Origin of the sequence: Microtetraspora sp. NBRC 16547, from assembly GCF_030268965.1 — a bacterium.
In the GTDB taxonomy this organism is placed as follows: domain Bacteria; phylum Actinomycetota; class Actinomycetes; order Streptosporangiales; family Streptosporangiaceae; genus Microtetraspora.
Genome location: NZ_BSSE01000012.1, coordinates 180270 through 205428 on the forward strand (window position 1 = coordinate 180270; position 25159 = coordinate 205428).

Sequence of the window (25159 nt, forward strand, 5' to 3'; positions counted from 1 at the left end):
CCCGTCGTTCGGCCCGTCGTTCGGCCGGGGACGGAGAAGAATGGTCATTCTGGGTACAGCGATTATCATCTCTGCGTAGTGTCTGAATCACTCATTGTGACCGAAGCGGGGGTTGTCGTTGTTGACTCGCGCGCAGATCCGGCTCGTCATGGCCGGACTCATGCTCGCCATGCTGCTCGCCGCTCTGGACCAGATGATCGTGGCCACCGCGCTGCCGATGATCGCGCAGGAGCTCGGCGGGCTGGACCAGCTCTCCTGGGTGGTCACGTCCTACCTGCTCGCGTCCACGGCCGGGACCCCGCTGTACGGCAAGCTCTCCGACCTGTACGGCCGCAAGCAGATCTTCCAGAGCGCGATCCTCATCTTCCTGGTCGGCTCCATCCTGTGCGGCGTCGCGCAGAACATGGCCCAGCTGATCGTGTTCCGGGGTGTCCAGGGGCTGGGCGGCGGCGGCCTCATGGCGCTCGCCATGGCGATCATCGCGGATGTCATCCCGCCCCGTGACCGGGGCCGTTACCAGGGCCTCTTCGGCGGCGTGTTCGGCCTGGCCAGCGTCGCGGGCCCGCTCGTCGGCGGGTTCTTCACCGACCACGCCACCTGGCGGTGGATCTTCTGGATCAACCTCCCGCTCGGCGTGGCCGCGCTCGCCGTGATCGCGGTGGCGCTGCACCTGCCCCGCACCAGGACGCAGCACAGCATCGACTACCCCGGAGCCGTCCTCCTGGTCGCCGCCGTGTGCTCAATCCTGATGGTCACCGTGTGGGGCGGCCGCACCTACGACTGGTCCTCGCCGCAGATCATCGGCCTCGCGGTCGCGGGCGTCTGCCTGACCGTGGCCTTCGCCGCCCGGCAGCGCAGCGCGGCGGAGCCGATCCTGCCGCCGCGGGTCATCACCGATCCGGTGGTCGCGGTCAGCGCCGGGCTGTCGCTGCTGTCCGGCGTCGCGCTGTTCGGTGCCGTCGTCTACCTGCCCACCTATCTCCAGATCGTCCGCGGCGACACGGCGACGGAGTCCGGGCTCGCCCTGGTCCCGCTGACCGGCGGCGTGATCGTCGCCTCCCTGGCGAGCGGGGTGGTGGTCTCCAAGACCGGCCGGTACAAGGCGATGCCCGTCATCGGCGCCGCGATCCTGGCCGGGGGGCTCTACCTGCTCAGCCTGGTCGAGGTCGACACCTCGATGGCGCTGCTCATGGCCTTCACGGTCGTGGTCGGGCTGGGCGTGGGCGGATTCATGCAGGTCCCGCTGGTGGCCACGCAGAACGCCGTACACCCGCGTGACATCGGCACCGCCTCCAGCGCCATCGCGTTCTTCCGCACCCTCGGCGGCTCGCTGGGCACCGCGCTGTTCGGCACGATCCAGATCCGCACCCTTGAGGAGGAGCTGGCCAAGGGCGGGCTGCCGCCGAAGGCCGTCCAGCTCGATCCCGGCCTGCTCGCGCGGCTGCCCGCCGCGCAGCTCCACGAACTGCTCGAAGCGTTCACCAAGGCGGTCCAGGCCGTCTACCTGTGGGCGATACCGTTCGCCGTCGCCAGCCTGCTGCTCGCGCTCTTCCTGAAGGAGGTGCCGCTGCGCGGGGAGACGCCCACGCAGCCGAGCGCGGTGACGCTGGCGGTGACCGGCGTCGCCCTCGCCTGGCTCGCCGACCGGCTCGAACGCGGGCATTCGCCCCGGTTGCTCGCGGCCGCCGCCCGGCTCGTCCCGGACGTGGGGGACGGCGCTGGTGGCGGCGCTGACGAGGGCGCTGGTGGGGGCGCTGACGGGAGCACGGGCACCGCGGGTGTCGGCGCGGACGACGCCGCCCGGGCCCGCGTGGCCTCCCGGAGGCTGCTCAGACCGCTGGCCGGCCAGGTGCTGCTCGCGGCATTGACGGAAAAGGAGAGGAAATGACCCGTTATCTGGCCGGCTTGATCACGGCGACCGCCGCTCTCGGCGCCGGCGTCTGGCTGATGCTCGCGCCGTACGGGCTGGACTATCCCTCCGGCGGGACGGCGGTGAAGGTCGATATGTGGACGGGAGCCGGCGCGTGCGCGCTCTCCCTGGCCACCATCGTGGTGTGGGCCCGGGCCTGGCGCGCACAGCTCCGCGCCGACGGGCTTCTTCCCGAGCGGCCCGCCGAGCAGCCCGCCGCGTCGTCGGAGCAGGAACAGCCCCCCGCCCCCGCTCCCGCCGTACCGACGACAGAGGACCTGCACAGCCTGCTCAAGCCGCTGGTGGCCGCGCTGGCCGCCGACCAGCTTGAGCGGACCGGCAACAGGCACACCGAGGAGGACTGGTGAGCAGATGGGGAATCGCCGGCATCGGCCTGCTTTTCGCAATAGGGGTCTGGCTGGTCGCGGCGCCGTTCGTGACCGGCCAGCAACCGGACAGTGTGACCTGGACCACGGCGACCCGCAATGACGTGATCGTCGGCGCGGTGCTCGCGCTGCTCGGCTTCACCGGCTTCTTCACGGTGCTCGCCGGTCACATCGCCGACATGTACGCCAAAGGCCCCCAGCACCCCGCCCAGCAGCCGGCCCAGCGCTGACCCACGCCGCCGGTCAGGGCGGGCCGAGCAGGTTCCACGACGCCCCAGGCAGCCGCCCGCCCAGTACAGCGAGCGGTTGGAGGCCCTCAGGACTTCACCGGTCGTGCCGGCTCCGCTCCGTGAGGAGTTCGGACGGGACACCGAGGGCGGTGAGGAAGGCGGTCGCCGCGGGCGTGAGGCCGAAGCGGCTCCAGACCAGGTGCTCGACCCGGGCGGGCGCGTCGGTCACCGAGATGGTGACCACGCCGGTGAGCTGGGGTGTGTAGGTGGACGGCAGCATCGCGACGCCGAGACCCTGCTGGATGAGCCGGGCCATGAGATCCGCCGCGGTTACCTCGAAGGCGACGTCGCGGCCGAGGCCCGCGGCGGAGAACGCCTGGTCGGACTGGTTGCGGCCGGCCGTCCCTGCCGGGAAGTCCACGAATACCTCGGAGGACAGTCGGCGAAGGTCGACATCCGGCTCTTTCGCGAGCGGGTGACCGGGAGCGACCACGGCGACGAGCCGGTCACGGGCCAACTCGTACGCGCGGACGCCCTGAGGGCGGGCCGTGGCCGGCAGGCCGAGGAAGGCGACTTCGATGGCACCCTGCTTGACCTGCTCGACGAGTTCCTCGCTGGCGCCTACGCGCAGGCCGATGCGCACGTGCGGGTACCGCCGGTGGAAGTCGTGCAGCGCGGCCGGGATGTCGACCGCGGCGACGGTGGGGATCACGCCCACGGTGAGCCGTCCGCGTATCTCTCCGACGGCCGCGGCGACGTCGGCGGCGGCACGCTCGGCGGCGTCCAGGCATTGGCGGGCGGCGGGGAGGAACGCCTCACCGGCGGGCGTCAGCCGCACTCGGCGGCTGGTGCGGTCGAAGAGCCTGGCGCCGAGTTCCCGCTCCAGGCGCGCGATCTGGTGGCTGAGGGCGGATTGGACGACGAGGCATCGCTCGGCGGCGCGGGTGAAGCTGTTCGTCTCGGCGACGGCAACCACGTAGCGCAACTGCTGAAGCTCCATGGATCAATCGTGAATCGAGATTGATGAAGTGACAAGTATGTATTGGACTCATTGATGCCCGCCGCCTGAGACTGGGCTCGTGACAAACGCGACAGCACACACAATCTCCGTCAAAACCGGTAGCGCGTACGGGAACCTGTTCCGCACCGCGGTGACGGCACTCGGGCCCGTCGTGTGGGGCACAACGTACGTGGTCACCTCCGAGCTTCTCCCCCAGGGGCATCCGATGCTCGCGGGGCTCCTGCGCGCGTTGCCCGCGGGCCTGATCGCGCTGGCGATCACCCGGACCCTGCCGCGCGGGGCGTGGTGGTGGAAAGCGGCGGCGCTCGGCGTGCTGAACATCGGCCTGTTCTTCCCATTGCTGTTCACGGCGGCCGAGCGCCTGCCGGGAGGCGTCGCCGCCACGCTTGGAGCGGCCCAGCCGATCATCGTCGCCGTCCTGGCCGTGGCGATCCTCCATGAGAGCCCGTCCGCCCGGCGCTTCGTCTGGGGGGTGATCGGCTTCGTAGGCGTCGGCCTGGTGGTGATCGGCCCGAACGCGGCGTTCGACGGCGTCGGGCTCGTGGCGGGCCTCGCCAGTGCCGTCACTATGGCGCTCGGGGTGACGCTCACCAAGCGCTGGGGGCGTCCCGCCGGGGTCGGCCCCACCGCGTTCGCCGGCTGGCAGCTCACCGCCGGCGGCCTGTTCTTGGTGCCCGTCACGTTCCTCGTCGAGGGCCCGCCGCCCGCGGTGGACGGCCCCGCCGTCCTCGGTTACCTCTGGCTGGGTCTGTTCGGCGGGCTGTTCGCCTACGTCCTGTGGTTCCGCGGCGTCACCACGCTGCCGGTCACCTCGGTCGCGGTCCTCGGCCTGCTCTCGCCGATGGTCGCCGCGCTTCTCGGCGTCGTCCTGCTCGGCCAGACGCTCGTCCCGATCCAGCTCGGGGGCTTCGCTCTCTCGCTCGCCGCGATCGTCGCGGCACAGATTCCCCCGCGTCCCCGCCCGCACTCTTCCGTCCCGAGCCTCGTCAAGGAAAGGAACACCCGATGAAGCCCGTCCCCGGGCAGGAGCACACGGTTGCGGCGACCACGATGGCGCTGCTCGACGCGGCCGCGGCGGCCGGAACGCGCATTCTCGTCATCGGGGGCGCCGGCCGAGTTGGGAAATATCCGATTTGCGCGAATGGGCTATCTCTGGGCTATCGTAGTGATATCACTTCAATAGCAAGGAGGAACGATGGAGCGTCGGGCGTTCCGTCTGAACGGCTTCGCCGTACTGATCGGGCTGCTGGTGCTCGGTGGCGTGATCGTCGCCATCGCGCTGCGAAGCGGGCTGGGGGACGGGATGAGCGATGGATCGTTGAGCGAGAACCCGGGTGAGTTCGCCGTCCCGGGCCTGGCACTGATCCTTTGGATCGCGGTCTTCTTCCTCGCAGCCACGGGTTTCACCGTGATCAACCCCAACGAGGCCAAGGTCGTGCAGTTCCTCGGCCGGTACATCGGGTCGGTGAGCGAGGCCGGCTTCCAGTGGGTGCTCCCGCTGACGACCAAGCAGCGCGTGAGCATGCGGGTTCGCAACTTCGAGACGGCCAAGCTCAAGGTCAACGACGCCGACGGCAACCCGGTCGAGATCGCAGCAGTCGTCGTCTACAAGGTCGTGGACACCGGGCGCGCGGCGTTCGCGGTCGACGACTACGAGCAGTACGTGGCCATCCAGTCGGAGGCGGCCGTGCGTCACCTGGCCACCAGCCACCCGTACGACTCCCACGTCGAGGGCCGGACCAGCCTGCGCGACGGCGCCGAGGTGGCGGAGGAGCTTACCGCCGAGCTGCGCGAGCGCACCGTGCTCGCGGGGGTCGAGGTGCTGGAGGCCCGGATCACTCACCTGGCGTACGCTCCGGAGATCGCCCAGGCCATGCTGGTCCGGCAGCAGGCCGCTCAGGTGGTCGCCGCGCGCGCCCACATCGTCGAAGGCGCGGTCGGTATGGTGGGTCTCGCCCTGGACCGCCTGACCGAGCAGGGCGTGGTCGAACTCGACGAGGAGCGCAAGGCCCAGATGGTGTCCAACCTCCTGGTCGTCCTCTGCGGCGACCGGGCGACCCAGCCGGTGGTCAACGCCGGCAGCCTCTATGCCTGACCATGCCTGAACGCAAGAAGCTCCTGCTCCGGCTCGATCCGGCCGTCTACGACGCCGTCGCCAGGTGGGCCGCCGACGACCTGCGCAGTGTCAACGCCCAGATCGAGTACGGCCTGCGCCTCGCGCTCAGGCAGGCAGGGCGGGACACCCGGCGTGACGGCCGGCACGACGCCGGAGTGGGAGCCGCGGATGCGCCTCCGGAGGGAACGCCGGAGGCGGCCGGACGGAGTTCCGGTGAGGGCGGAGAACCAGGCTCGGACCAGCGCCCAGGACGGCGCGCCGGACAGCACACCGAACAGAGCACCGAACAGAGCACCGAACAGGGCACCGGACAGAGCACCGGACAGAGCGCGGAACGTCGCGCGAAAGAGAGCACAGAGCCGGACGTCCCGGAGGGCTGACCCTCCGGGACATTCGGCTTAAGTGACGGAGGATGTGCTATGGAGGTGCCGTGACGAATCCCCAGGCTGTGCACGGCAGACCCTTCGACGCGGTGCTGTGTGACCTCGACGGTGTGATCCGCTTCTACGACATGACCGAGTTGACCCGGATGGAACGCGTGGCCGGGCTGGCGGAGGGAACGACCGCCAAGATCGCTCTCGCGCCCGAGAACGACCTGCCGGTGCTGCGGGGCGAGCAGACCGTGGAGCAGTGGGGCGAGGTCATCGCCGCGGCGCTCGCCGACCACGTGCCGATGGAGCAGGCCCGCGAGCTCGCCGTCATGTTCACCCGGACCCCGTTCCGCGCCGATGAGAACGTGGTGGAGATGCTCCGCCTCGCGCAGGCGCATGTGCCCGTCGTGCTGGTGACCAACGCGACCCCCGATGTGGAGGACGACCTCGCCCTGCTGGGACTCGCGTACTTCGCGGACGAGGTCGTGAACAGCGCCAGAGTCGGCGTGGTCAAGCCGGACGCGGGGATCTACGAGATCGCCGCCGAGCGGGCCGGCGTCCCGATGGACCGCTGCCTGTTCATCGACGACCGGGCGGAGAACGTCGAGGCCGCGGTGGCGCTCGGCATGACCGGCGTGCTGTACGGCGGCATCACGGATCTGGAGTCGGCGCTGGCCCCGCTGCTGGACATGGCCACGCCGTACTGACCGTCGGCCACGGACGAGACGGTTCGGCGGCGCTGCACAGGGGCGCTGTTCAGCGCTGTTCAGCGCTGTTCGGGGGCGCGTTCAGGGGCGCTGTTCAGCGCTTTTCGGGGGCGCAGGGGATGCGGAGCACGAACCTGGCGCCGCGCGGGCAGTCGGCGATCGTGAGTGTGCCCCCGTGGTTCTCGGCGATCTGCCTGGCGATGGGCAGTCCGAGGCCGGTGCCTCCGGTGTCCTTCTTCCGTGAGGCGTCCAGCCGGGCGAAGCGCTGGAAGACGATCTCCCGCTTGTCGGCCGGTATGCCGTCGCCGTCGTCCAGCACTTCGAGCACCGCGGTCCCGTCGTCGCGGGAGACCGTGACCGTCACGTTGCTCTCGGCGTGGCGCTCCGCGTTGTCGAGGAGGTTGCCGAGCAGGCGGGCGAGGTACAGCCGGTCGCCGTTGATCGTCACGCCGGGGGTGAGCTGTTCGGTCACCGTGATGCTGCGCGGTCGCAGTGCCAGCTCGGATGTCACCAGATCGGCGAGATCGACGGTGTCGCGTCCTCTGGGAGCGCCCGCGTCCAGCCGTGCGATCTGCAGGAGGCAGGAGACCAGGGCCTGGAGCCGTTCCACGCTGTCCAGCAGCGCACGCGCGGTGGTCTTCCAGTCGGTCTTCTCAGGGTGAAGGAGCGCCTCCTCGATCTCGAGGTGTATCGCGGTCAGGGGGCTGCGCAGGTCATGGGAGGCGTCCGAGGCGAACCGGCGTTGCCGTTCGACCGCCGTCTCGGCCCGGTCCAAGGTCTGGTTCGCCCGTTCGGCGAGCCGCCGCAGCTCGTCATGGAACCAGGGGACCGGGACCCGCCGGCTCAGGTCGCCGACGGTGATCTCGGCCAGTTCGGACGTCATGACGTCCACAGGAGCGAGCACACTGCCCACGAGCCGGTTGGCTGCCAGGGCCGTCGCCCCCACCAGCAGCATCCACCCGGCGATGACCAGGCCGAGCACGGTGAAACTCACGTACCAGGGAGGATCGGGAACCGCCATGTGGAGCCGCCACACCCCGTCGGGCATGTGGAAGGGGAAGTAGATACCGATCTTGCACTCGCCGGGGAACGCCCGAAGGTCGCAGATGTTGCTGGTCGCGACGCCCGTGGGCCGCAACATCAGCCTGTTCATCGGTGGCGCGTTCACCATGTTGGGCGTGGCCGCGATGAGAGTGTCGGACGGGTCGAACACCTGGATCGCGGTGCCCGGAGTGTCGGGCAGAGGAGGAACCTTGCCCGTTTCGTGCACCTGCTGGGTGATGTCCACCGCCTGGGTGACGAGGTTCCTCACGCGACGTTCCCGGACGTTCTCCCGCACGGCCATCAGGACGAGCACCGCCACGACAGTGCAGATCAGCGCCATGAGAGAACTCGTGATCACTGTCAGGCGGGTCCTGATGGAGCATCGCTGCCACATGCTCACAGGGGCTTTGTCGTCGCCCACGTGAGCAATTTAGGACAGCACTTTCCCGCAAAAGGGAGATCCCATACCAAAAGTGGTCAATAGTGCCACCTGTGGCACGCCGCCGTACGCCCATGGCGGCGAGGCCGCCCGAGGGCGCGCACAGGTGGAACGGTGTGGGGCATGGCGGGCCGGACCGGTGAGCGCAGGGTGGCGGCGGGACTGAGGGATCGGGAACAGGGGATGGCGGTCGGCAAGTGGTAGACGGTCTTCATGTCGATGGCAGGCCGGTGGCATGCCGGCGGCCGGATGATGAGGTGATCCGGCCACCGGCATGATGTCGGGCCCGACGGGTCCGCTGGTCTCCCTGCGAATCTTCTAGCCTCCCGACGGGTTCTCTGGTCCGGCGAATATGACCGAGCAGGGGTTCGGGCTCAGGACTTGGCGCACCACACCTTCACCGCGACGATCACCTTGAAGGCCTGTGCCTGAGTGATCGTCGTGTCCCCGCTGGACAGCTCCGCGATCGTGTACTGGGCCAGGCTCGGGCCGCTCTCGGGAGGGTTGAGAATCCGGTCGCACACCTTGCCGGCCTGCCGTATCGCCCGGTCCTCGTTCGCGGCGAGCCCCGGCGCGATCGACTGGAGGGTTTCCAGGTAGACCGCCCGCTGCCCGGCGTCCGGTGTCTGCAGCGCACGGGGGGCCGCCGCGCTCTTGGCGGGCTTCGCGGCCGACTCGGGCTTCTCGCTGCCCGTCAGGAGAAAAGTCACCACGCCGACGACCGCGACGACCAGGATGACGGCGACGATCAGCCACGGCGCCTTGCTGCGGGACTTCCGGCGGGAGGTCGGCGGTGTCGGGCCAGGTTGCGGCTGTTGCTGTTGGGGTTGCCGTTGCTGCTGGGGGGAGTGGTCATACGGGTGCTGCTGATAACCAGGCGTTTGTTGCATAAAAAGGAACGTAGGGCCATTGGCTATGACTTGTCCCGGTCAACCCCCCAAAATGTCCACTTTCGGTCGGCGATAACCCTCCTGTCGCGCATGGGGCGGCAGCCCACTCTTTCCCTTATGTGCATGAAAGTGACGTCAAGGGATGCTTTGACGGGCTTGTTCGACCGGTGGGCGGAGAGACATCGGGAAAGGTTCAGGTCTCTCGAAGGGAAATCTGATCATGTCCGGACTGCCTCGGCTGCCGTTCGTACGGACTGACGTCCTGGAGATCTCCCCCGAGTTCGCGGAGCTGAGGGCCAGGGACCCGATCACCAGGATCCACACCGAGACCGGGGACGAGGCCTGGCTGGTGAGCGGCTGGGAGGAGATCAGGCAGGTCTTCGCGGACGAGCGGTTCGGCCGGTCGCATCCCACCCCGGAGTCGGCGCCCCGGCTGTCCAACAGCGCGTTCGCCGGCGGCCCCACCGGCGACCACGCGACGGAACGCGCCGTCCACGACTCCATGCGGCGGCTGCTCGCGCCCGCCTTCTCGGCGCGCCGGATGCGGAGGCTCTCCGCCCGGGTGGCGTTCCTCGTGGACAGGCTGCTCGACCGGATGGCGGATCTGGGGCCGCCGGCCGACCTGCACGAGCGCCTCTCCGTCCCGTTGCCCATCCAGGTGATCTGCGAGCTGCTCGGCGTGCCGTACGCGGACAGGGAGCGGTTCCGGGCGATCGCGGAGGAGATGACCGACCTGTCCGACCCGGAGCGGTCGGCCGCCGCCCAGGCCGAGATGAACGCGTACAGCTACGCGATCGTCCGGGCCAAGCGGAAGCGTCCCGGCGAGGACGTCTACTCCGATCTCGCCACCGCGGAGCTGCCGGAGAACGAGGTCGCCAGGATCGCGGGCGGCCTGCTGTTCGCCGGACACGAGACGACGGTCAACCAGATCGACTACGGCGTGCTGCTGCTCCTCCGCGACCCGGACCAGCGGGACACCCTGGTCCGCGACCCCGGGCGGGTCGCCGGGGCGGTGGAGGAGATCATGCGCGTGGCCGCGCCGAGCCAGCACGGCCTGGTCCGGTACGCGCACGAGGACGTCGAGATCGGCGGCGTGACCGTTCGCGCCGGTGAGCTGGTGGTGCTGGCGACGTTCGCCGCCAACCGGGACGAGCACGCCTACGCGGACCCCGACCGCTTCGACATCGAGCGGGAAAGCATGAACCCGCACGTCGGCTTCGGCTACGCGAGCCGCTACTGCCTGGGGGCGAGTCTCGCCAGGGTGGAGCTGTGCGCCGTGTTCCGGGCGCTCTTCGCGCGCTTCCCCGGTCTGCGCCTGGCCGTGCCGTACGAGGAGTTGGCGGTGCGGGCCGACCGCCTCACCGGAGGGTTCGCCGCGCTTCCCGTCGCCTGGTGATGAGTGCAGGCGGCATGCGACCGCCCTCACCGAAGTGAGGGCCTGCGGCCGGAAATGTGACGGCTCGCGCTCGCGCTTGCGGGCGCCGTCGCGGGCGTGAGCCGTACCGGCCGGGGGCGGTCCGTGGACCCGCGAAGCGACGCGGATCCACGGAGGCCGCCGATCAGAAACCGGCCGTGATCTTGGTGAACTCCCAGTTCTGCTGCGCGATGCCGCTGCAGTTGGACGTCACGCCGCCACCCGGGCACGGCCGGTCGCGGTTGGCGGACCAGAAGGCCAGGCGGGTCAGGCCCTTGGATAGCGCCCAGTCCCGGATCTGGGTCCAGGTCGCCGGGCTGGTCTGCTCCTGCTGGTCGGACAGGCCGTTCATGCCGGAGATGCCCATGTGCGCGTAGGCCTGCGCGTCGGTCCAGCCGTTGGCGGACTTGAGCGCGTTCTTCAGACCCTCGGCGGCGTTGACGGTGTTCTGGTACATGTTCGCGCCGCCGCCGAAGTCGAACGGCATGATCGTGTAGTTGTCGATCGGGACCGCGAGCGCCTTCGCCTGGTTGATCAGCCGGACACCGTGGGAGTTCGGGCCCGTGGTGGTGGTGCCGAAGGTGACCACGACCTTGACGTTCGGGTTGTTCTGCTTGACGGTCTTCAGGGCGTTGAGGATGCGGTCCTGGACCGTGTAGTTCTCAAACTCGTCGGTGTTCTCGATGTCGAAGTCGACGACCGCCGGGCCCACCGCGTTGATGACCTGCTGCACGGCGTCGGCGTAGGCGGCCGGGGTGGAGCAGTTCGGGCCGAGCTTGTTGCCCTGCCAGCCACCGAAGGAGATCTGGACGCTGCCGCCCTTGGACTTGATCGTCGAGATCGTCTGCGCGTCCACGCCGCCGGCGAGTTGGCGCTGGCCGTCCCACGCCGGGGTGCAGCCGCCGCTGGACAGGATGAACGCCATCGTGAAGGACTTGATCCCGGTGGCGTCCATGACCGTACCGGCGTTCGGCGGGTCGCCCCAGCCCATGTAGAGGTACGGCGCGCCCGCCATCCGCCCGCCGGTCGGGCAGCCGGTGGTGCTACCGGTCACGGATCCGCTGGCCGCCGACTCCCCGTTCGCGTTGTACGCCTTGACGGTGTAGGTGTGCGACGAGCAGGCGGCCAGGCTGGAGATCGTGGCGGTGGTCCCGGTGACCTGCGCGACCTGCGTTCCGCCCTCGTAGACGCGGTAGCCGGTCACGGTGCCGCTGGAGGCCGACCAGGACAGCGAGATCGACGAGTTCGTGCTGCCGGTGACCGTGGGCGTCCCTGGCGTGCCCGGCGTGCCGTTGCCGCCCTGCGTACTGGCGGTCAGCGTGTTGCTGGGAGCGGAGAGGTTGTTCGCGGCGTCCTTGGCGCGGACGGTGTAGCTGTAGGAGGTGCCCGCGGACAGGCCGCTGTCGGTGTAGGTGGTGCCGGTGACGGTCGTCACCAGGCTCCCGCCCCGGTAGACGTTGTAGCCCGTCACGCCGACGTTGTCGGTGGAGGCGTTCCAGGCCAGGGAGATGCTGCTGGTCGTGCTGCCCGTGCTGCGGAGGTTGCCCGGGGCGCTCGGCGGCGTGGTGTCGCCTCCGCCGCCACCGGCCGGCTTCCACAGGGCCGGGACGATCGGCGGCTCCCACCCCGGCTGTGAGGTGTGGGCCTGGATGCACTCGTAGTCGACGCCGTTGTAGGTCACCCGGGCGCCGACGCTGTAGGCGGTCCACGCCTGCCAGGCCGGATAGGCGGCCAGCCTGGCCGAGGCGCCGTACGCGACGGGCGTGGTGGCGGTGATGCCGGCGGCGGACATTGCGAGGGCGGCGAGCACCGCCGTCGCCATGCGACGTAATCTCATGCGCGCTCCTTAGGGGCCTTACGGGGCGGGAGGCGGGTGGCTCCGGGAATCTTTTAATAAAGTTTCCTAAGAGTTGACGCGATCGTAACTTTGACACCGCCGCGTTACAAGGCCCAAAAAGAAGGCCGCTCGATGATGTCGAGCGGCCAGGTCGATCGGCTGATCATCCGGCGTCCGAGGTGAGCGTCATCCGGTAATGGACCTCCGACAGCGACACGCCGGAGAGCTCCGTCGTCTCCATGCGTCCCGAAAGAACGAATCCGGTCCGTTCGTAGAAACGACGAGCCCGCGAGTTGTCCTCGAGCACCCAGAGTCCCACCTCGCGGTGACCCAACTCGCGCAACCGTGCCAGCGAACGGGCCATGAGCGCGCTTCCCAGCCCCCTCGACCAGCACTCCCTGAGCGTGTAGATCGCATAGACCTCGCCGCCGGCATCCCCGTTGTGCGCCGGGCCGAAGGCGCTGAGACCGACGATCCGTCCTTCGATCTCCCCGACGACGACACCGCGCGCCGGATCGGCCATCATCGCCCGCCAATGCTCGACCGCCCCCGCCGTGACCGACAGGCCGTCGAGATGATCGTCAGGCATCAGCCCCCGGTACGCCTCCTGCCATGAGGTGTTCTTGACCCGCAGCACTTCCTCGGCCTCAACGGGCTCGCACTGCCGTACGGAGAAATTCATGCGCCCAAGTATCGGCCCGCGCCCCCGAGCGCGGCAGCAGAGTTTTGCGGATCATGCAAGCCGCGAGCGCTCGCGCACAGGTGTTCATCTCGGAGGGGCACGGCGCCATGGCGGAAGGCGGATCAATAACATGATCGTTCCGACAACCACCAGTAGGATGCCACGGTCCAGACAGACGGAGATCCACCCGGAAAGGGCTGCACGTGGCGCAGAAGGTAATACTGGTTGACGACCTCGACCGCTCCGAGGGCGATGATGTGGCGAGACGGGAGTTCCCGCTGCTGAACCGGACCTTCGCCATCGACCTGTCCGACGCCAACCAGCAGCGGCTCAGCGACGCTCTCGAGTTCATCGAAGAGGTCCTGGAGAACTCCCGTGAGGTGAAGCAGGCGTCACGGTCGAAGAAGACCGCCGACGTCTCCCCCCGGTTGCGGGGCTACACCGCGACCGACGTTCGCGAATGGGCACGCGAGCAGGGCCTGGATGTTCCCCTTCGCGGGAAGGTCGCCGACGAGGTCATCGAGCAGTTCATCGCGGCCCATCCCGATGCCGCCCCGACGGAGTCCGCCGCGGGGGCATCAGCCGCCGAGGCCGGCGCAGTGGCCGGCGCAGTGGCCGGCGCAGAGGTAGAGGTCGAGGCAGAGGCAGTGGCCGGCGCGTGAGCCGGGGCGGCACTGAGCCGAGAGCCGGCGCCTGAGTAGGGGCCGGCTCGCCCGCCGTTTCATCGTGGTTCCGTGGCCAACCGCAGGCCCGTTCCCGCACTCGCGGTCGTCGCCCCCGCACCGCCGTCGTCCTCGCGGACCAGTGGATCGACTATCCGTGGCGCGGATCCCATCGGAACAACCACCGGGCCAGCAGTCCCGCGACGACGATCCAGGCGGCCAGGACGCCCAGCGAGGGCAGCGCCGACAGCCACTGCTGGGCCACGCTGAGCGGCTCGCCGCCGCCGGCGATGAAGTCCCGGCCCAGGTAGGCGGTGCGCATGATCTCCACTACCGGGGTCACCGGGATCAACTCCGCCGGGATGCGCAGCACGGCGGACCTCCAGCCGCTGCAGGGTCACCCGCTCCTCGTCGGCCCAGGCCAGCAGAGCTCGCAAGGCGGCGTGTCCGCGCTCGGCGGGCCGACCGCCCTCCAGGCTGTAGACGGTGGCGCAGCCGTCGGCGTGGCTCACCGTCGGCGCCGCTCCGCCCAGGAACGGCAACCGATCACCCGGGCCGGAGAGTGCCGACTCGGTGGTCAGGGGAAGGTGGAAACTGATCAGGTCGCCGCACCCGGCGACGACCTCCTCGACCGTGCCGTGACTGTGGATGCGCCCCTCGTGCATGATCGCCAGGTGGTCGGCCAGGCGCTCGGCCTCCTCCAGGTAATGGGTGGTGAGCAGGACGGTCGTCCCTTCGGCGCGCAGCCGCTGGATCACTCGCCAGGTGGCGTGCCGCGCCTCCGGGTCCATCCCGGTGGTCGGCTCGTCCAGGAAGAGGAGCTCGGGCCGGGACAGTACGGCCAGCGCCAGATCGAGCCGCCGCTTCTGCCCGCCGGACAGCTGCCTGACCTTCGTCCTGGCCTTCTCCTCCAGCGCGACGTCTTCCAGGATCCGCTCGTTGACCGGTCGGCCCACGTCCTTGGCCATGCCGCGCCAGAGCGAGACCGTCTCGGCGACCGTGAGATCGTTGAAGAAGCCGCCCTCCTGCAGCATGATCCCCACCAACGGCCGCAGCCGTTTCCGCTGCCGGTATGGGTCGAGCCCGAGCACCCGCACCCCGCACCTGACCGTCACTCGCTCGGGCGAAGAACAGGCAGGGTGAGAACCGGATGGCCGCCGGGCATTACCCCCGCCACGCCACGTCGGCCGAAATCAGTACGGGTAGCCGGCCAGAGCTCGGACGGTACCGCCGCGCCGGCCGAGCCGACCGAACTGTCGCTTCCGCCTCGCTAACTCTGTACATGACAAGTCCGTCAAAGGTAAGAACTTACCGTGGTGGATCTACGTGCGAATTACGGCGTCGACGCCCCGGCGGTGCTGGCCGGACTGGCCTTGGGGGGAGTCGCGGAACTGGCCCTCGCCGCCGTGACCTTCGCGATCGGCTGGCCGATCCTTGGGGTGGTGCTACTGATAGGCGGGCTCATCCTGATAATCGGCGCGGCGCTGTTCGCGCACACCACGTTCCGCGGCAAGTTCCGGATCTGGGACGCGGAGCTGGACCGACTCGCCTTCAAAGGGGATGAACGCGTCCTCGATCTCGGCTGCGGCCGCGGTCTCGTCCTGCTCAGGGCGGCGGCGAAGGTCCCGAAAGGCAAGGTCACCGGCCTCGACCTGTGGACCCGGGACCAGTCGGGCAACAGCCAGGATGCCGCCTGGGCCAACGCCCGCGCCGAAGGAGTCGCGGACCGAGTCGAGCTGGTCACCGGCGACATGCGCAGCCTGCCCTTCGAGGACGCCACGTTCGATCTGGTCGTGTCCAGCCTCGCCGTTCACAACATTCCGGACGCGGACGGCCGCGCCAAAGCCGTCAGCGAGGCGTTCCGGGTGCTCAAGCCGGGAGGCAGGCTGCGCCTCGCGGACTTCCGGAACGCCCGTGACTACGCCGAAGTGCTCCGCGAGTGCGGGGCGGAGGACGTCCGGGTCTACGACCTCGGCTGGCGGTTCTGGTACGGCGGACCGCAAGGGCGGACGTCGATGATCGCCGCCAGACGTCCGTGACCGCGGCACCGGACGGTTACGAAGACAGTCCGCCCAGCCAGCCGCGGATCGCGACGAACGGCTCCGGCACTCCTCCTCCGTGCTGCTTCCTTACCTGAGGGTGGTCGCACTGAGTGTCCGCGTCCCGGGCCTGCTGTCTCTGGCTGCGGCACGCGTCGAAGTGGCCAAGGGGGAAGGGGCGGTGACGGATTTCCGCTGTCGGCCGATCGGGGGAGCCGGATGGCGACGAGCAGTTCGATCGTGCTCCGTGCCTTGATCGCCGCGCTGCCCTGACTGAAGGCATGTGTCGAGTCGGGCGCCGAGGCGGGTGGCGGAATGCTCTTTCCCCGCTTCCCGCGGTGGAGGAGGCCTTGTCAGGCCTTGAACCGGCGCCGGGTTCGGCCTCGCGCCAGTGCCAGGGCGGTGGTGGAGCCGAGCGCGACGGCAAAACAGGCGACGCCAGCCCAGAACAACCGCACGACCTGCTCGTACGCTGAGTCGATTACAACGCCGTCGGCGTTAAAGATGGTAGGAAGCGTCTTCGGTTCCAGCCATGTCGCCAGGGCGAACGCCCATAGAGCCGCCCCTCCCAGAAAGATGATGAGGGGAATCCCGTACCACCCGGCTGTGGGCCGGACGCGCCATTCCGGCAGGACTTGCTTGCTGCGCATGGTCCAGGGTAACCATTTACGTGCGAGATTCGCGCTGGCCGATAGGTTATACAAGACTGTTCCCGCTGCTGAGAGACGCATACCTTCGGCGCTCCGGCACGAGTTCCTTTGCCGTATCGCGAGGCCGTAGTTCGGGCACCACCCACGATGGCGCCGCTGTACGGGGCGGCCGTATCGAGAAGATCTGTCATGGAGTGTGGTGGGGCGGGCCCTAACATGATTTATGAACGGCTGATCTTTAGTTGGGGAAGAATCCGGCCCTCAGGCGGAGCATGACCGCCGTTGCCGCACTGTTCGGGGACTTTTTCTTTCCGCGGACAGAGCTCGGTGTAATTGATCCAGAATTTTCGCGACGGACTTCTGTGGTTGCTGAGCCCGTGATCAGTTAAAAGGAGCGGCGGGTGGGTTCGGCGTCATGGTCGTTTCGCCGGGCTCGCCGTCCCACCACCTATATGTGCCGATCAGGCCTTCCACGGAGCATGTCCCTGCCCGTCTACGCCTCCAAGGCGTCGAGCAACGCCGGGAGGTCCGCGAAGGAGTCGATGACGTGGTCAGGGGCCGGGTCGGCGAGTTGGTGAGCGCGCGGGAGGTACTTGCCCGTGCGAACGAGGACGCCGCTGATCCCGCAGCGCTGCGCGGCGATCACGTCCGCCTGCACGTCGTCGCCGACCATGATCGCCTCCGCAGGACTCGCCCCGAGCACGTCGAGCGCCGCGGCGAAGAAGGCCGGGGACGGCTTGCCCACGACCTCGGCTTCGACCCCGGCGGCCTGTTCCAGCCCGGCGAGAAAGGCCCCGCCGTCGAGTTGCAGGCCCCGGTCGGTGCGCCAGTAGAGGGTCCGCGCCATGGCCACCAACCGGGCGCCGCCGTGCAGGTACGCGAAAGCCTGGTTGAGCGCCTCGTAGCTGAACTCGGGGCCGGCGCCGCCCACGATCACCACATCGGGATCGTCCTCGACCAGCTCCACCCCGGGAAGATCCGCACGGATGTCCCCGCTGTTCAGCAGAGTGCAGCGCGCTCTCGGATGGTGCGATGCCAGGTAGGAGGCAGTGACGGTGGGCGCGGTGACGATGTCGTCGAGGCTGACGGAGAACCCGGCGTCGGTCAGGGTCCGCGCGAGCCACGCTCGGGTATGCGAGGTGGTGTTGGTGACGAGCGCGATCGCCCTTCCCTGGTCGCGCAGCCGGGACAAGGCGTCGGCCGCGCCCGGAATCGGCCGCCAGGAGACGGTGAGGACGCCGTCGATGTCGATCAGGACGGCCTTGACCACGGTCATCTCTTGACGGTAACTCGGCGCTGAGCACCGCCCCGTCAGCTGGGTGACTCGGCTGAGCGCGATTGATCATGAAACGGGCAGGACTCGCCGGAGGAGGCGAGAGGCTGGGGAACGAAGTCGTCGCCGGACTCGCCGGTTGTGGAACGGATTGCCGTCGGGTGCTGGAAAAATGGCCCTCGGTGGTCATGAGAACCGAGCCGCCCTTGACCCGATCGCTGACCTGAGACGACGGAGTGCATGATGCGGACCTACTTCGAACCGGAAGAGATCGAGGAGTTCGAAGCGGCCAAGGATCTCCTGATCCGTCGCTGCCTCGCCTGGGCGGATGAGCACGGCATGTCCGCCGACGGCATGGTGCTGTCGGCGGCTCTGGACTCGCGCCACCGTAGCCGCGACGGCCGGCTGGCGTACTGGGATCCCAGGCAGGTGCGGAGGCTCCTGCTGGAGTGGATCCCTCGATACGTCGTCGCCCATCGTGACGTTCTCGACGCCGCGCCCGAGAGCCTGCTGACGCTCCTGCGTTACCTCGCCGCGTCCGGGCTGCGTGATCCCCGCGGCGCAACCTTGGCGGAGCTGGAAGCGGCTGTCGCCGCGGTCGGTGCGGAGTATCCGGCCGCGCTGGCCGACCCGCTCCGGCAGAGCATCGGGAAGTTCTGGGCGCAGACGGCGCTCGACAACGGCGTAGACCTGACCGATGGCAGGGCCTTCGGCAGGTTCCAGCGAGACATCGAAGCCGGGCGGGTGCGCTACGACTCCGACGTACTCGACAAGCTGGTCAGGGGCCGGTTCCTGGCACCGGAGCTCGATGAGGAGCGCGCTTTCGCCCAGCTTCCGGTGACTCTTCCACCCCCGGCCGAGCTCGCCGAAGCGGCGGCCCGGAGTGCGAGTGCGCGGCAACTCGCCGTCCTGGCCGAGTGGGTGGGGGCGGAGGGGCGGCCGCTCACCACCACCGGGAACCTGCGGCTGGCTGACGCCCGAGAGCTGGCCGAGCTGCTCAGCACGGGGGAGCAGGAGCTGAAGGTTCGCAGCTCGACCGAGATGCCCCGGGTCAACCTCATGCTCAGCTGGGCGAAGAAGGCCCGGCTGGTTCGGGTGGCCAAGGGACGTCTGCTACGGGTGGCCAAGGCCGCGCCGGTCATACGCGATCCGGAGGCACTGTGGCGACGTGCCTTCGAGGCGTTCTTCGAGCTGGGCACCGCGATCGGCGCGCCGGCCTCCGCATGGGCCGGCTCCTCGATGCTCGTCGAAAGGTTCGACGAGATCCTGCCCGACGTGCTCGCCTCGGTGTACGGCATGCCGAGCCCCGTTCCCGTGATCCGGCTCCAGGAGACCGTGTGGCTGGCCTGTGAGGGGCAATTCTGGCTCGATCTTCGTGAGGACCCCCAGCGGGAAATCTGGCGGCGACAGGTCGACAGGGATCTGGTCGCGGCGCTCGAGGCGTTGTCCGATCTCGGCGCCGTCGAGCTGAGCCACGGAGTGGCGGATGAGACGTACTCCAGTGACCTCGGTGACCACCTCGGCGAGGAGGAGCGAACATTGCCGCCCGAGGTGTGCGCGCGGCTCCTCTCGCATCTGGCCGAGCCGGGTCTGCTGGTACGGCTGACGCCGCTGGGCGTGCGCGCCATGCGGGAGCGAATGCTCGCGGAAGGCCGGCACGTCCCGCTGGTCGGAGAGATGGCAGACGCGTCGTCGGCAGAGCTGCTGGGTGTGCTCGCCGAGCACTACACCTTGGAGACCTCCGCCACCGAGTTGGAGGGCTGGCTGTCGGTTCATGGCAGGAGCGTCGAGTCGCTTCTGGATGCGATTCGCGCCTGCCCGTTCCGCACCCGAGCAGCCGCCATGCTCGCCACCCTGGTCGAGGTACGCGGCCGGTCGATGATGGCGGGACTGCGCCGCGATCCGGTGCTGGGCCCCCTCGCCGTGACCGCCCTTCTCGATGCCGGTGAGCTGGCGCTGGAGGACCTCACGCCCGAGGAGCACCTCGCCCTGATGACCGAGGGACTGCTCGCCCTCCTGGAGCTGAGCGGGCCGGAGGAGGTCGTTCAGCAGCTCACCGAGATGGCTGGGAAGGACGCACTCGGGGCGATCGAGGCGGTGCTGAACTCGGGCCATCCGGCCGAGGTGAGCATGCGGGAGCTGCGTACCCTGGTGGCCGAGCCGATGCGGGCCCGAACTCACCGGCTGCGCCGCGTGCCCAGCCCGGCCCCCGGATCACGAGGGCGCCGCAGCGGCCACGGCAAGAAGCGCAAGCACTGATCAGTCCGGATCTGCCAGATTCCGGAGATCCGGACTTGAGTCAAGGTCGGTGGACGGCTGGTCTGCGTGAGCTCACGGCCGGGCCGTGACCTCCGAGGATGTCAGCGGCGTGTGGGCGTGGTCAGGAGTGCGGCTCGAATGGATCTTCGCGATCTCGCTATGGTCATGAACTCGTAGATCGGGCCTGATGACCGAGAGGCCGTGGCGATGAAACGCCGGACGACAGGTCGGGTCGTACGGTCAACCACCGGATGACGACGTGGGTCGCCGTCGAGCCGCCGGAGGTCGTTGCTCGAGAGCACCATCCGGAAGTGCGAGTTCATCGCGCGCCTGCACCGCGACGGCCTGCGGGCTGCCGAGACCGGCCAGAGCCTGGTCCATGGTCCGTCCGCTGTCCAGGGCGTCGGCGATGTGCGCGTGGACATCCTCGACGATCTCTCGCACCGTGTCGGGTGGCGCGTCCGACAACTCCACGCCGAGCGCTCGCAGGTAGGCCTCTGCCGCCTCGGGTAGGGCATCGTTCGTCATGCTTCCTCCCCTATCAGCTCATCCACGTGCGGCTGGATGTCGCGCCACACCGCCGCGAACACGCGCAACTGCGCCCTTCCCTGGGCCGTGATTGCGTAGTACCGCCGAGCATGCCCCTGCTCGGGGGTCAGCCAGCGGGTTTCGACGCTGCCTGCCTGCCGCATGCGGGCGAGCAGCGGGTACAGGCTGCCCTCGCTCGCGGTCAGGCCGCGAGCGACAAGCCAGTCGGCCAGTTCCAGGCCGTACATGTCGCGCTGCGAGAGGAGCGCGAGCACGCAGTACTCGAGTACGCCCTTGCGGATGTTGGTGGTGATCCGCTCGCGCGTCCTCATCGGCTCGCCACCGCCGCCATCCTCGGCGGACTTCGGGGGTGGCGCCGGATGAGCCGTCGTGACGAACTGCTGACCGTTACCCAGGTCCTCGACGAACTGGGCGGTATCTCCCGGCGCACCTTCTACCGCTGGCGTGAAGGGATGGCGGGCGCCGCTCTCCTCGGCGCCCTGGCCGTGGTCAACTTAGTGCTCTGTGTGGTTCTTGTCGGGGTAGGACGTGCGCAGTCCGTTCGCGCGATGGCCAGGTTGGTCATGGTTCTGCTTCTCAGGGGCTGCGGGTCACAGGCTGCGGGCGGTGATGTCGCCGTTGGAGGTGGTGGCGCGGATGTCCAGGTCGGCGGTGCCATCGTTCTTGAGGGCGTTGCTGATGCGGCCGTTGGGGGTGCCGGCGTCCAGGGAGGCCGAGACGCCGGCGGCGGCGGCGATCGAGATGTCGCCGGAGTGGGTGTGCAGAACGACCGTGCCGCCCGTGGCCTCGGCGATCCGGATGTCGCCGTTTGAGGTGCTGATCTGCGCGGGGCCGCCCAGCCGGCCGACCTCGACGTCGCCGTCGACGGCGGTGAGGCGGACGCTGGTGGCCTCGTCGATCTTGATCTGGCGGTAGGCGCCTTCGAAGGCGACGTCGCCGAGGCGGCCGACGGTGCGGAGCTCGCAGCTGGCGGTCTTGGCCTCGATGCGGGAGCCGGCGGGCAGCTTGACGGTCACCTCGATGGATCCAGTCGGGCCGAGGTACTGGTTCTTGGCCGGGGTTTCGATCCGCAGGACGCCGTCGGCGTATTCGACCGTGGTCTGCTCGGCTGCCTTCACGTCGCGGCTCTTGGAGGTGTTTGCGGGCAGGACCTCGACCGTGGTGTCGGTCCGGTCGGCGGCGATGAAGGTGACGCGTCCGGCGGGGGTGTTCAGGATGGTGGTGATCGGGGTGGGGGTGTCGAACTTCTGCATCGTGTGTTCCTTGTGCCGTGTTGTTTCTGACACCGGAAACGCTACGTTGCTTTCCAAATCCATGCAACATCCACGTTGCGCAGAATCTACATCGATGCAGGTAGAATCAAGAAAACTGTTGCAACAGCCTTCGAGGTTAACGCAATGACGGCCGCTCGATCATTGCAATGCATTGAAGCTGAACGCTATGGTGGGGGCATCAAACAACACCAAGCAGCGCCATGGAGCACCCGTGGAGCACCCGTGGAGCATGAAGGGGGTCGTGATGCCGGGAGGCAGGCTCACCCAGCAGGAGCGCCAGCAGATCGCACTGGGGGTGGCCGACGGCCTGGCCTACGCCGAGATCGCCCGACGCCTCGACCGCCCGACCTCCACGATCACACGTGAGGTGATGCGGAACGGCGGCCCCACCGGCTACCGCGCTGACCTGGCCCACCGCGCCACCCAGCAGCGCACCCACCGGCGCAGGCAGGCCGCGCCCCAAGGGTCGCAGGCGCCCCCGCAGCCCCACGGACGCGACGCCGAGGCCGTGCGCGACTACCAGGAGACCCTCACCACCGTCTTCATGACCTCGGGCCTGCCCAAGATGATGGCCCGGGTGCTGGGCTGCCTCTACACCATCGACACCGGCAGCCTCACCGCCTCCGAACTCGCCCAGCGCCTCCAGGTCAGCCCGGCGTCCATCTCCAAAGCGATCACGTTCCTCGAGAGCCTGGACCTCATCCGCCGGGAACGCGACGAACGCCGCCGCGAACGCTACGTCGTCGACGACGACCTGTGGTACCAGTCGATGATCCGCAGCGCCCGCTCCAACGACCAGGTCGTCGAGGCCGCACGCCAAGGCGTCGGCATCCTCGGCCGCGGCACCCCGGCCGCCACCCGCCTGGAGAACGTCGCCCGCTTCCTCGACTTCGTCAGCGAAGAGCTCATCCGCGCCGCGGAGCAGAGCCGCGAGGTCCTCTACACCACAACCGAAACGACCTCAGACGACACCGCCAAACCGAGTGCCCACCCGGGCTCCTTAGCGTGACTGGTCGTTCGCCTGCTACATTCCCCCGCCCGTCGCCCTTCCAGGCCGGATGGCCGTGCTTGCCGGTGCCCGGCCAGCACGGCGGTTCGGACAAGGCTGGTGGCGGACTCCAGGGCGGCCAGCGCGCGGGCGCGTCCACTGGCCGCGCTCTGCAGGGCCTCGGCGGCTATGGCCTGGCGCGTCTCCCGGGGGTCCACCATGGCGGGTCCCCTCAATTGTGAAAACAGTGCAACCTTTCGTCCCATAGGCCGCGTTGAGAACGGGCGAGAGGAGAGCACATTGGATCGTCACGACGACTTCCGTGAGTTCGTACGCGCCCGTCAGCAAGCACTGATGCGGACCGCGTACCTGCTCATGGGAGACGCCCACCTCGCCGAGGACCTGCTGCAGAACGTGCTGACCAAGGTCGTCGGGCATTGGTCCAAGCTGTCCAGGGACGGTAACCCGGAGGCGTACACGCGCAAAGCGCTGGTCAACGAGTACATCTCCTGGAGGCGCCGGTTCAGGCGCGAGTTACCGAGCGCTGATCCGCCCGAGCGCGGTGCCTCCCATGACGACGCCACCCTCGACCGGATCGTGCTGCGCCAGGCGCTGGCCAAGCTGACCCGCAAGCAGCGGGCCGTGATCGTGCTGCGCTTCTGGGAGGACCTCACCGAGGCGCAGACGGCCGCCACACTCGGCTGCTCGATCGGCAATGTCAAGAGCCAGACCCACCATGCGCTGGCCCGTCTGCGCGCGCTCGCGCCAGAGCTGGCAGAACTGCGCATGCAGGAGGTAATCCGATGACAAGGTTGCACGAGGCGCTCGAGAAGCTCGCGGAAGAGGCCCCGCCGGTGAGCCTGGCCGACGCGGCCATCGCGGGACACCGGCGCAGGCGGCGGACCAGGATGGCGTTGACCGCGATCGTGACGGTCGCGGCGCTGGTGGCGACGACGGAGGGGGCCATCGCGGTCTGGCCCCGCGGCGCCCAGACGGCCACGCCGCAGCGCGCCGACACGGTGGCCGATCTGCCGGACGGCAAGGTGGGTCCGGTAAGCCACGCCTACCAGACGCCCTGCCTCTTCGACCGCATGGGGCGCATCATCGACTGCGGCGTCCAGGAGTGGCGGGTGGTCACCCGTACCGGCACGACCTACCGGGTGCCGCAGGCGCTCGTCGCGAGCGACAGGAGCCAAACCGTATGCCTCGCCGTCAGCCGGGACGGGCGCATGCTGGCCTACTACAGCCGCGAGGCCCAGGCGCACATCGTCCGTGACCTGGTGACCGGCGCCGAGGTGCGCTCCCCCGTCAAGGTGACGGAGGACCAGCTCGACGTGGGCAACCAGCTCGTGGTCTCCGACGACGGCCGCTATCTGGTCTTCGACCCGAAGGTGGGGAGCAAGAAGCCCGGCGTACTGATCGACATGCGCACCGGCACGTCGATGACCCTGCCCGGCAAGTACGAGGCCATCACCGTCAAGGGCGGCGTTGTCGAGCTGGTCCGGTACACCAAGACCGACCTGTGGCTGATGCCCGTGACAGGCGGAGGCAAGCCGGCGCGCTTCGACGGCGTGTTCATCAACTTCAGCGAGCTCGCCCCGGACGGCCGCACGGTGGCCGCCTTCGACATGAAGGACCAGTCGAAGCCGGTGCTCACGCTCCTCGACACCAAGACCGGGCGGATCCTGCGGAAAGTGACCGTCCGCGGCCTGGCGAAGCCCAGGGGCATCTTGACGATCTCCGTCTGGGAGAGCCCGTCCGAGGTCATGGTCCTCACCCTGGATGGCGAGTACAGCCTCTACGCGGTCAACATCAACACCGGGAAGGCCAGGCACGTGGCCGACTACTCCACCGAGACCGTGCACGCACTGACCCTTCCCGGAACCGCTTCCGGGAAGTAGTGCGGGGGCGAAGCCGGCCGCCGATCTCGAGGTGCCGTTAGCGACGTCCTGCCGGTCGTTGCCGAGGGCATCAAGGGGCCGCACGGACACTGGCCATGGAGTCGGACAGAGCGACCTGGCCGAGTGCCCGCTGCCGGGTCAGCGGGGTGCGGAGTTCGTGGGAGGCGTTGGCGACGAACTGGCTCTGGGCATGGGAGGCCGCCTCCAGCCGGGTCAGAAGGCCGTCGAAGGTGTCGCCCAGCGCCTTGGCCTTTGTCGGCGGGGCCGTCGAAGGCCAAGGCGTCGATCCACACGAACGTGTACGGCAATCTGGCTATGAAGGTGGATCCGAGAGCCATGTGTCGGTCGGTTTGAGAGCCACTTGCTGATCAACTGCCTTGGAGTGTTAGTGAAAAGAGAGCCATGCCAGTGGGCCTGGGGCATGGCTCTCGTGACGCTGTGTGAGTGTTGTCGGCGTACACCTCCCGCTGCGGAGGCGAGTACGCGTAAACGTGCACAGCCCGAGGACGGTTAGCCGG

The 25159-nt window shown here is 68.9% G+C and carries 26 protein-coding genes; 14 read left to right on the top strand and 12 right to left on the bottom strand.

From position 1 onward, the window contains the following. The first annotated feature begins 121 nt into the window (after positions 1–121). Genes QSK17_RS18470 through QSK17_RS18480 form a run of 3 tightly spaced genes read left to right on the top strand, consistent with a single transcriptional unit; the run spans position 122 to position 2525 of the window. On the top strand, positions 122–1888 hold the full coding sequence (locus QSK17_RS18470) for an MDR family MFS transporter (RefSeq protein ID WP_285706091.1): 1767 nt from the start codon (positions 122–124) through the stop codon (positions 1886–1888). After that, positions 1885–2277, top strand: coding sequence for a hypothetical protein (locus tag QSK17_RS18475; protein WP_285706093.1), 393 nt, complete (start codon positions 1885–1887; stop codon positions 2275–2277). The genes QSK17_RS18470 and QSK17_RS18475 overlap by 4 nt, the downstream gene beginning before the upstream one ends. Beyond that, positions 2274–2525 (top strand): SPW repeat domain-containing protein, encoded by a 252-nt coding sequence (locus tag QSK17_RS18480; protein WP_285706094.1) that lies wholly within the window; start codon positions 2274–2276, stop codon positions 2523–2525. The genes QSK17_RS18475 and QSK17_RS18480 overlap by 4 nt, the downstream gene beginning before the upstream one ends. Positions 2526–2619: 94 nt before the next feature. Here QSK17_RS18480 and QSK17_RS18485 read toward each other — a convergent pair whose 3' ends face one another. Next, the gene (locus tag QSK17_RS18485) at positions 2620–3525 is read right to left on the bottom strand and encodes a LysR family transcriptional regulator (RefSeq protein ID WP_285706095.1); all 906 of its coding nucleotides are present in this window, start codon (positions 3523–3525) and stop codon (positions 2620–2622) included. Positions 3526–3604: 79 nt separating this feature from the next. Here QSK17_RS18485 and QSK17_RS18490 point away from each other — a divergent pair, with 79 nt between their 5' ends. From QSK17_RS18490 to QSK17_RS18505, 4 genes are all read left to right on the top strand, one after another. Further along, positions 3605–4555: an EamA family transporter gene (locus QSK17_RS18490; RefSeq protein WP_285706096.1), complete on the top strand. Its 951-nt coding sequence runs from the start codon at positions 3605–3607 to the stop codon at positions 4553–4555. A gap of 186 nt (positions 4556–4741) precedes the next feature. Beyond that, on the top strand, positions 4742–5641 hold the full coding sequence (locus QSK17_RS18495) for an SPFH domain-containing protein (protein WP_285706098.1): 900 nt from the start codon (positions 4742–4744) through the stop codon (positions 5639–5641). A 2-nt stretch (positions 5642–5643) separates the two neighbouring features. After that, a complete protein-coding gene (locus QSK17_RS18500) occupies positions 5644–6042 on the top strand; it encodes a type II toxin-antitoxin system antitoxin (RefSeq protein ID WP_285706133.1) in 399 nt (132 codons plus the stop codon). A gap of 50 nt (positions 6043–6092) precedes the next feature. Beyond that, positions 6093–6740 carry an HAD family hydrolase gene (locus tag QSK17_RS18505; RefSeq protein WP_285706099.1) on the top strand — a complete coding sequence of 216 codons (648 nt, stop codon included), beginning with the start codon at positions 6093–6095 and terminating at the stop codon, positions 6738–6740. Positions 6741–6834: 94 nt separating this feature from the next. On the opposite strand, the gene QSK17_RS18510 is transcribed toward QSK17_RS18505, so the two are convergent. Both QSK17_RS18510 and QSK17_RS18515 read right to left on the bottom strand, forming a co-directional pair. Then, the gene (locus QSK17_RS18510) at positions 6835–8205 is read right to left on the bottom strand and encodes a sensor histidine kinase (RefSeq protein WP_285706101.1); all 1371 of its coding nucleotides are present in this window, start codon (positions 8203–8205) and stop codon (positions 6835–6837) included. Positions 8206–8597: 392 nt separating this feature from the next. Beyond that, complete coding sequence (locus tag QSK17_RS18515; RefSeq protein ID WP_285706103.1) at positions 8598–9113, bottom strand: DUF732 domain-containing protein; 516 nt, start codon at positions 9111–9113, stop codon at positions 8598–8600. A 220-nt stretch (positions 9114–9333) separates the two neighbouring features. Here QSK17_RS18515 and QSK17_RS18520 point away from each other — a divergent pair, with 220 nt between their 5' ends. Then, positions 9334–10509, top strand: coding sequence for a cytochrome P450 (locus tag QSK17_RS18520; protein ID WP_285706105.1), 1176 nt, complete (start codon positions 9334–9336; stop codon positions 10507–10509). Positions 10510–10672: 163 nt separating this feature from the next. Here QSK17_RS18520 and QSK17_RS18525 read toward each other — a convergent pair whose 3' ends face one another. Both QSK17_RS18525 and QSK17_RS18530 read right to left on the bottom strand, forming a co-directional pair. Then, a complete protein-coding gene (locus QSK17_RS18525) occupies positions 10673–12364 on the bottom strand; it encodes a fibronectin type III domain-containing protein (protein WP_285706106.1) in 1692 nt (563 codons plus the stop codon). 163 nt (positions 12365–12527) lie between these two features. Further along, positions 12528–13046: a GNAT family N-acetyltransferase gene (locus QSK17_RS18530; protein ID WP_285706107.1), complete on the bottom strand. Its 519-nt coding sequence runs from the start codon at positions 13044–13046 to the stop codon at positions 12528–12530. 203 nt (positions 13047–13249) lie between these two features. On the opposite strand from QSK17_RS18530, the gene QSK17_RS18535 reads away from it, so the two are divergent. Further along, a complete protein-coding gene (locus QSK17_RS18535; protein WP_285706108.1) occupies positions 13250–13708 on the top strand; it encodes a histone-like nucleoid-structuring protein Lsr2 in 459 nt (152 codons plus the stop codon). Between the two features lie 59 nt (positions 13709–13767). Here the strand turns inward: QSK17_RS18535 and QSK17_RS18540 are convergent, their stop codons facing one another. Further along, the gene (locus QSK17_RS18540) at positions 13768–14823 is read right to left on the bottom strand and encodes an ABC transporter ATP-binding protein (RefSeq protein ID WP_285706109.1); all 1056 of its coding nucleotides are present in this window, start codon (positions 14821–14823) and stop codon (positions 13768–13770) included. A gap of 198 nt (positions 14824–15021) precedes the next feature. On the opposite strand from QSK17_RS18540, the gene QSK17_RS18545 reads away from it, so the two are divergent. Next, positions 15022–15747: a class I SAM-dependent methyltransferase gene (locus tag QSK17_RS18545; RefSeq protein ID WP_285706110.1), complete on the top strand. Its 726-nt coding sequence runs from the start codon at positions 15022–15024 to the stop codon at positions 15745–15747. A 353-nt stretch (positions 15748–16100) separates the two neighbouring features. Here QSK17_RS18545 and QSK17_RS18550 read toward each other — a convergent pair whose 3' ends face one another. Both QSK17_RS18550 and QSK17_RS18555 read right to left on the bottom strand, forming a co-directional pair. After that, a complete protein-coding gene (locus tag QSK17_RS18550) occupies positions 16101–16397 on the bottom strand; it encodes a hypothetical protein (RefSeq protein ID WP_285706112.1) in 297 nt (98 codons plus the stop codon). A 493-nt stretch (positions 16398–16890) separates the two neighbouring features. After that, positions 16891–17673 carry a TIGR01458 family HAD-type hydrolase gene (locus tag QSK17_RS18555; protein ID WP_285706113.1) on the bottom strand — a complete coding sequence of 261 codons (783 nt, stop codon included), beginning with the start codon at positions 17671–17673 and terminating at the stop codon, positions 16891–16893. A 240-nt stretch (positions 17674–17913) separates the two neighbouring features. On the opposite strand from QSK17_RS18555, the gene QSK17_RS18560 reads away from it, so the two are divergent. Then, a complete protein-coding gene (locus tag QSK17_RS18560; RefSeq protein WP_285706114.1) occupies positions 17914–19929 on the top strand; it encodes a hypothetical protein in 2016 nt (671 codons plus the stop codon). A 240-nt stretch (positions 19930–20169) separates the two neighbouring features. On the opposite strand, the gene QSK17_RS18565 is transcribed toward QSK17_RS18560, so the two are convergent. From QSK17_RS18565 to QSK17_RS18575, 3 genes are all read right to left on the bottom strand, one after another. Further along, the gene (locus QSK17_RS18565) at positions 20170–20457 is read right to left on the bottom strand and encodes an HAAS signaling domain-containing protein (protein ID WP_285706116.1); all 288 of its coding nucleotides are present in this window, start codon (positions 20455–20457) and stop codon (positions 20170–20172) included. Beyond that, complete coding sequence (locus QSK17_RS18570; RefSeq protein WP_285706117.1) at positions 20454–20789, bottom strand: PadR family transcriptional regulator; 336 nt, start codon at positions 20787–20789, stop codon at positions 20454–20456. Before QSK17_RS18570 ends, QSK17_RS18565 begins: the two co-directional genes overlap by 4 nt. Positions 20790–21068: 279 nt before the next feature. Continuing rightward, positions 21069–21731: a DUF4097 family beta strand repeat-containing protein gene (locus QSK17_RS18575; protein WP_285706118.1), complete on the bottom strand. Its 663-nt coding sequence runs from the start codon at positions 21729–21731 to the stop codon at positions 21069–21071. A gap of 265 nt (positions 21732–21996) precedes the next feature. Here QSK17_RS18575 and QSK17_RS18580 point away from each other — a divergent pair, with 265 nt between their 5' ends. The 3 genes from QSK17_RS18580 to QSK17_RS18590 all read left to right on the top strand — a co-directional run bounded on the left by QSK17_RS18580 (position 21997) and on the right by QSK17_RS18590 (position 24641). Then, positions 21997–22761 (top strand): GbsR/MarR family transcriptional regulator, encoded by a 765-nt coding sequence (locus QSK17_RS18580; protein ID WP_285706132.1) that lies wholly within the window; start codon positions 21997–21999, stop codon positions 22759–22761. 279 nt (positions 22762–23040) lie between these two features. Continuing rightward, complete coding sequence (locus tag QSK17_RS18585; RefSeq protein ID WP_285706119.1) at positions 23041–23547, top strand: SigE family RNA polymerase sigma factor; 507 nt, start codon at positions 23041–23043, stop codon at positions 23545–23547. After that, entirely contained in the window at positions 23544–24641 is a 1098-nt protein-coding gene (locus tag QSK17_RS18590) for a hypothetical protein (RefSeq protein ID WP_285706120.1), read from the top strand. The genes QSK17_RS18585 and QSK17_RS18590 overlap by 4 nt, the downstream gene beginning before the upstream one ends. 70 nt (positions 24642–24711) lie before the next feature. Here the strand turns inward: QSK17_RS18590 and QSK17_RS36200 are convergent, their stop codons facing one another. After that, positions 24712–24882, bottom strand: coding sequence for a histidine kinase dimerization/phospho-acceptor domain-containing protein (locus QSK17_RS36200; RefSeq protein WP_352231815.1), 171 nt, complete (start codon positions 24880–24882; stop codon positions 24712–24714). Positions 24883–25159: the final 277 nt, after the last annotated feature.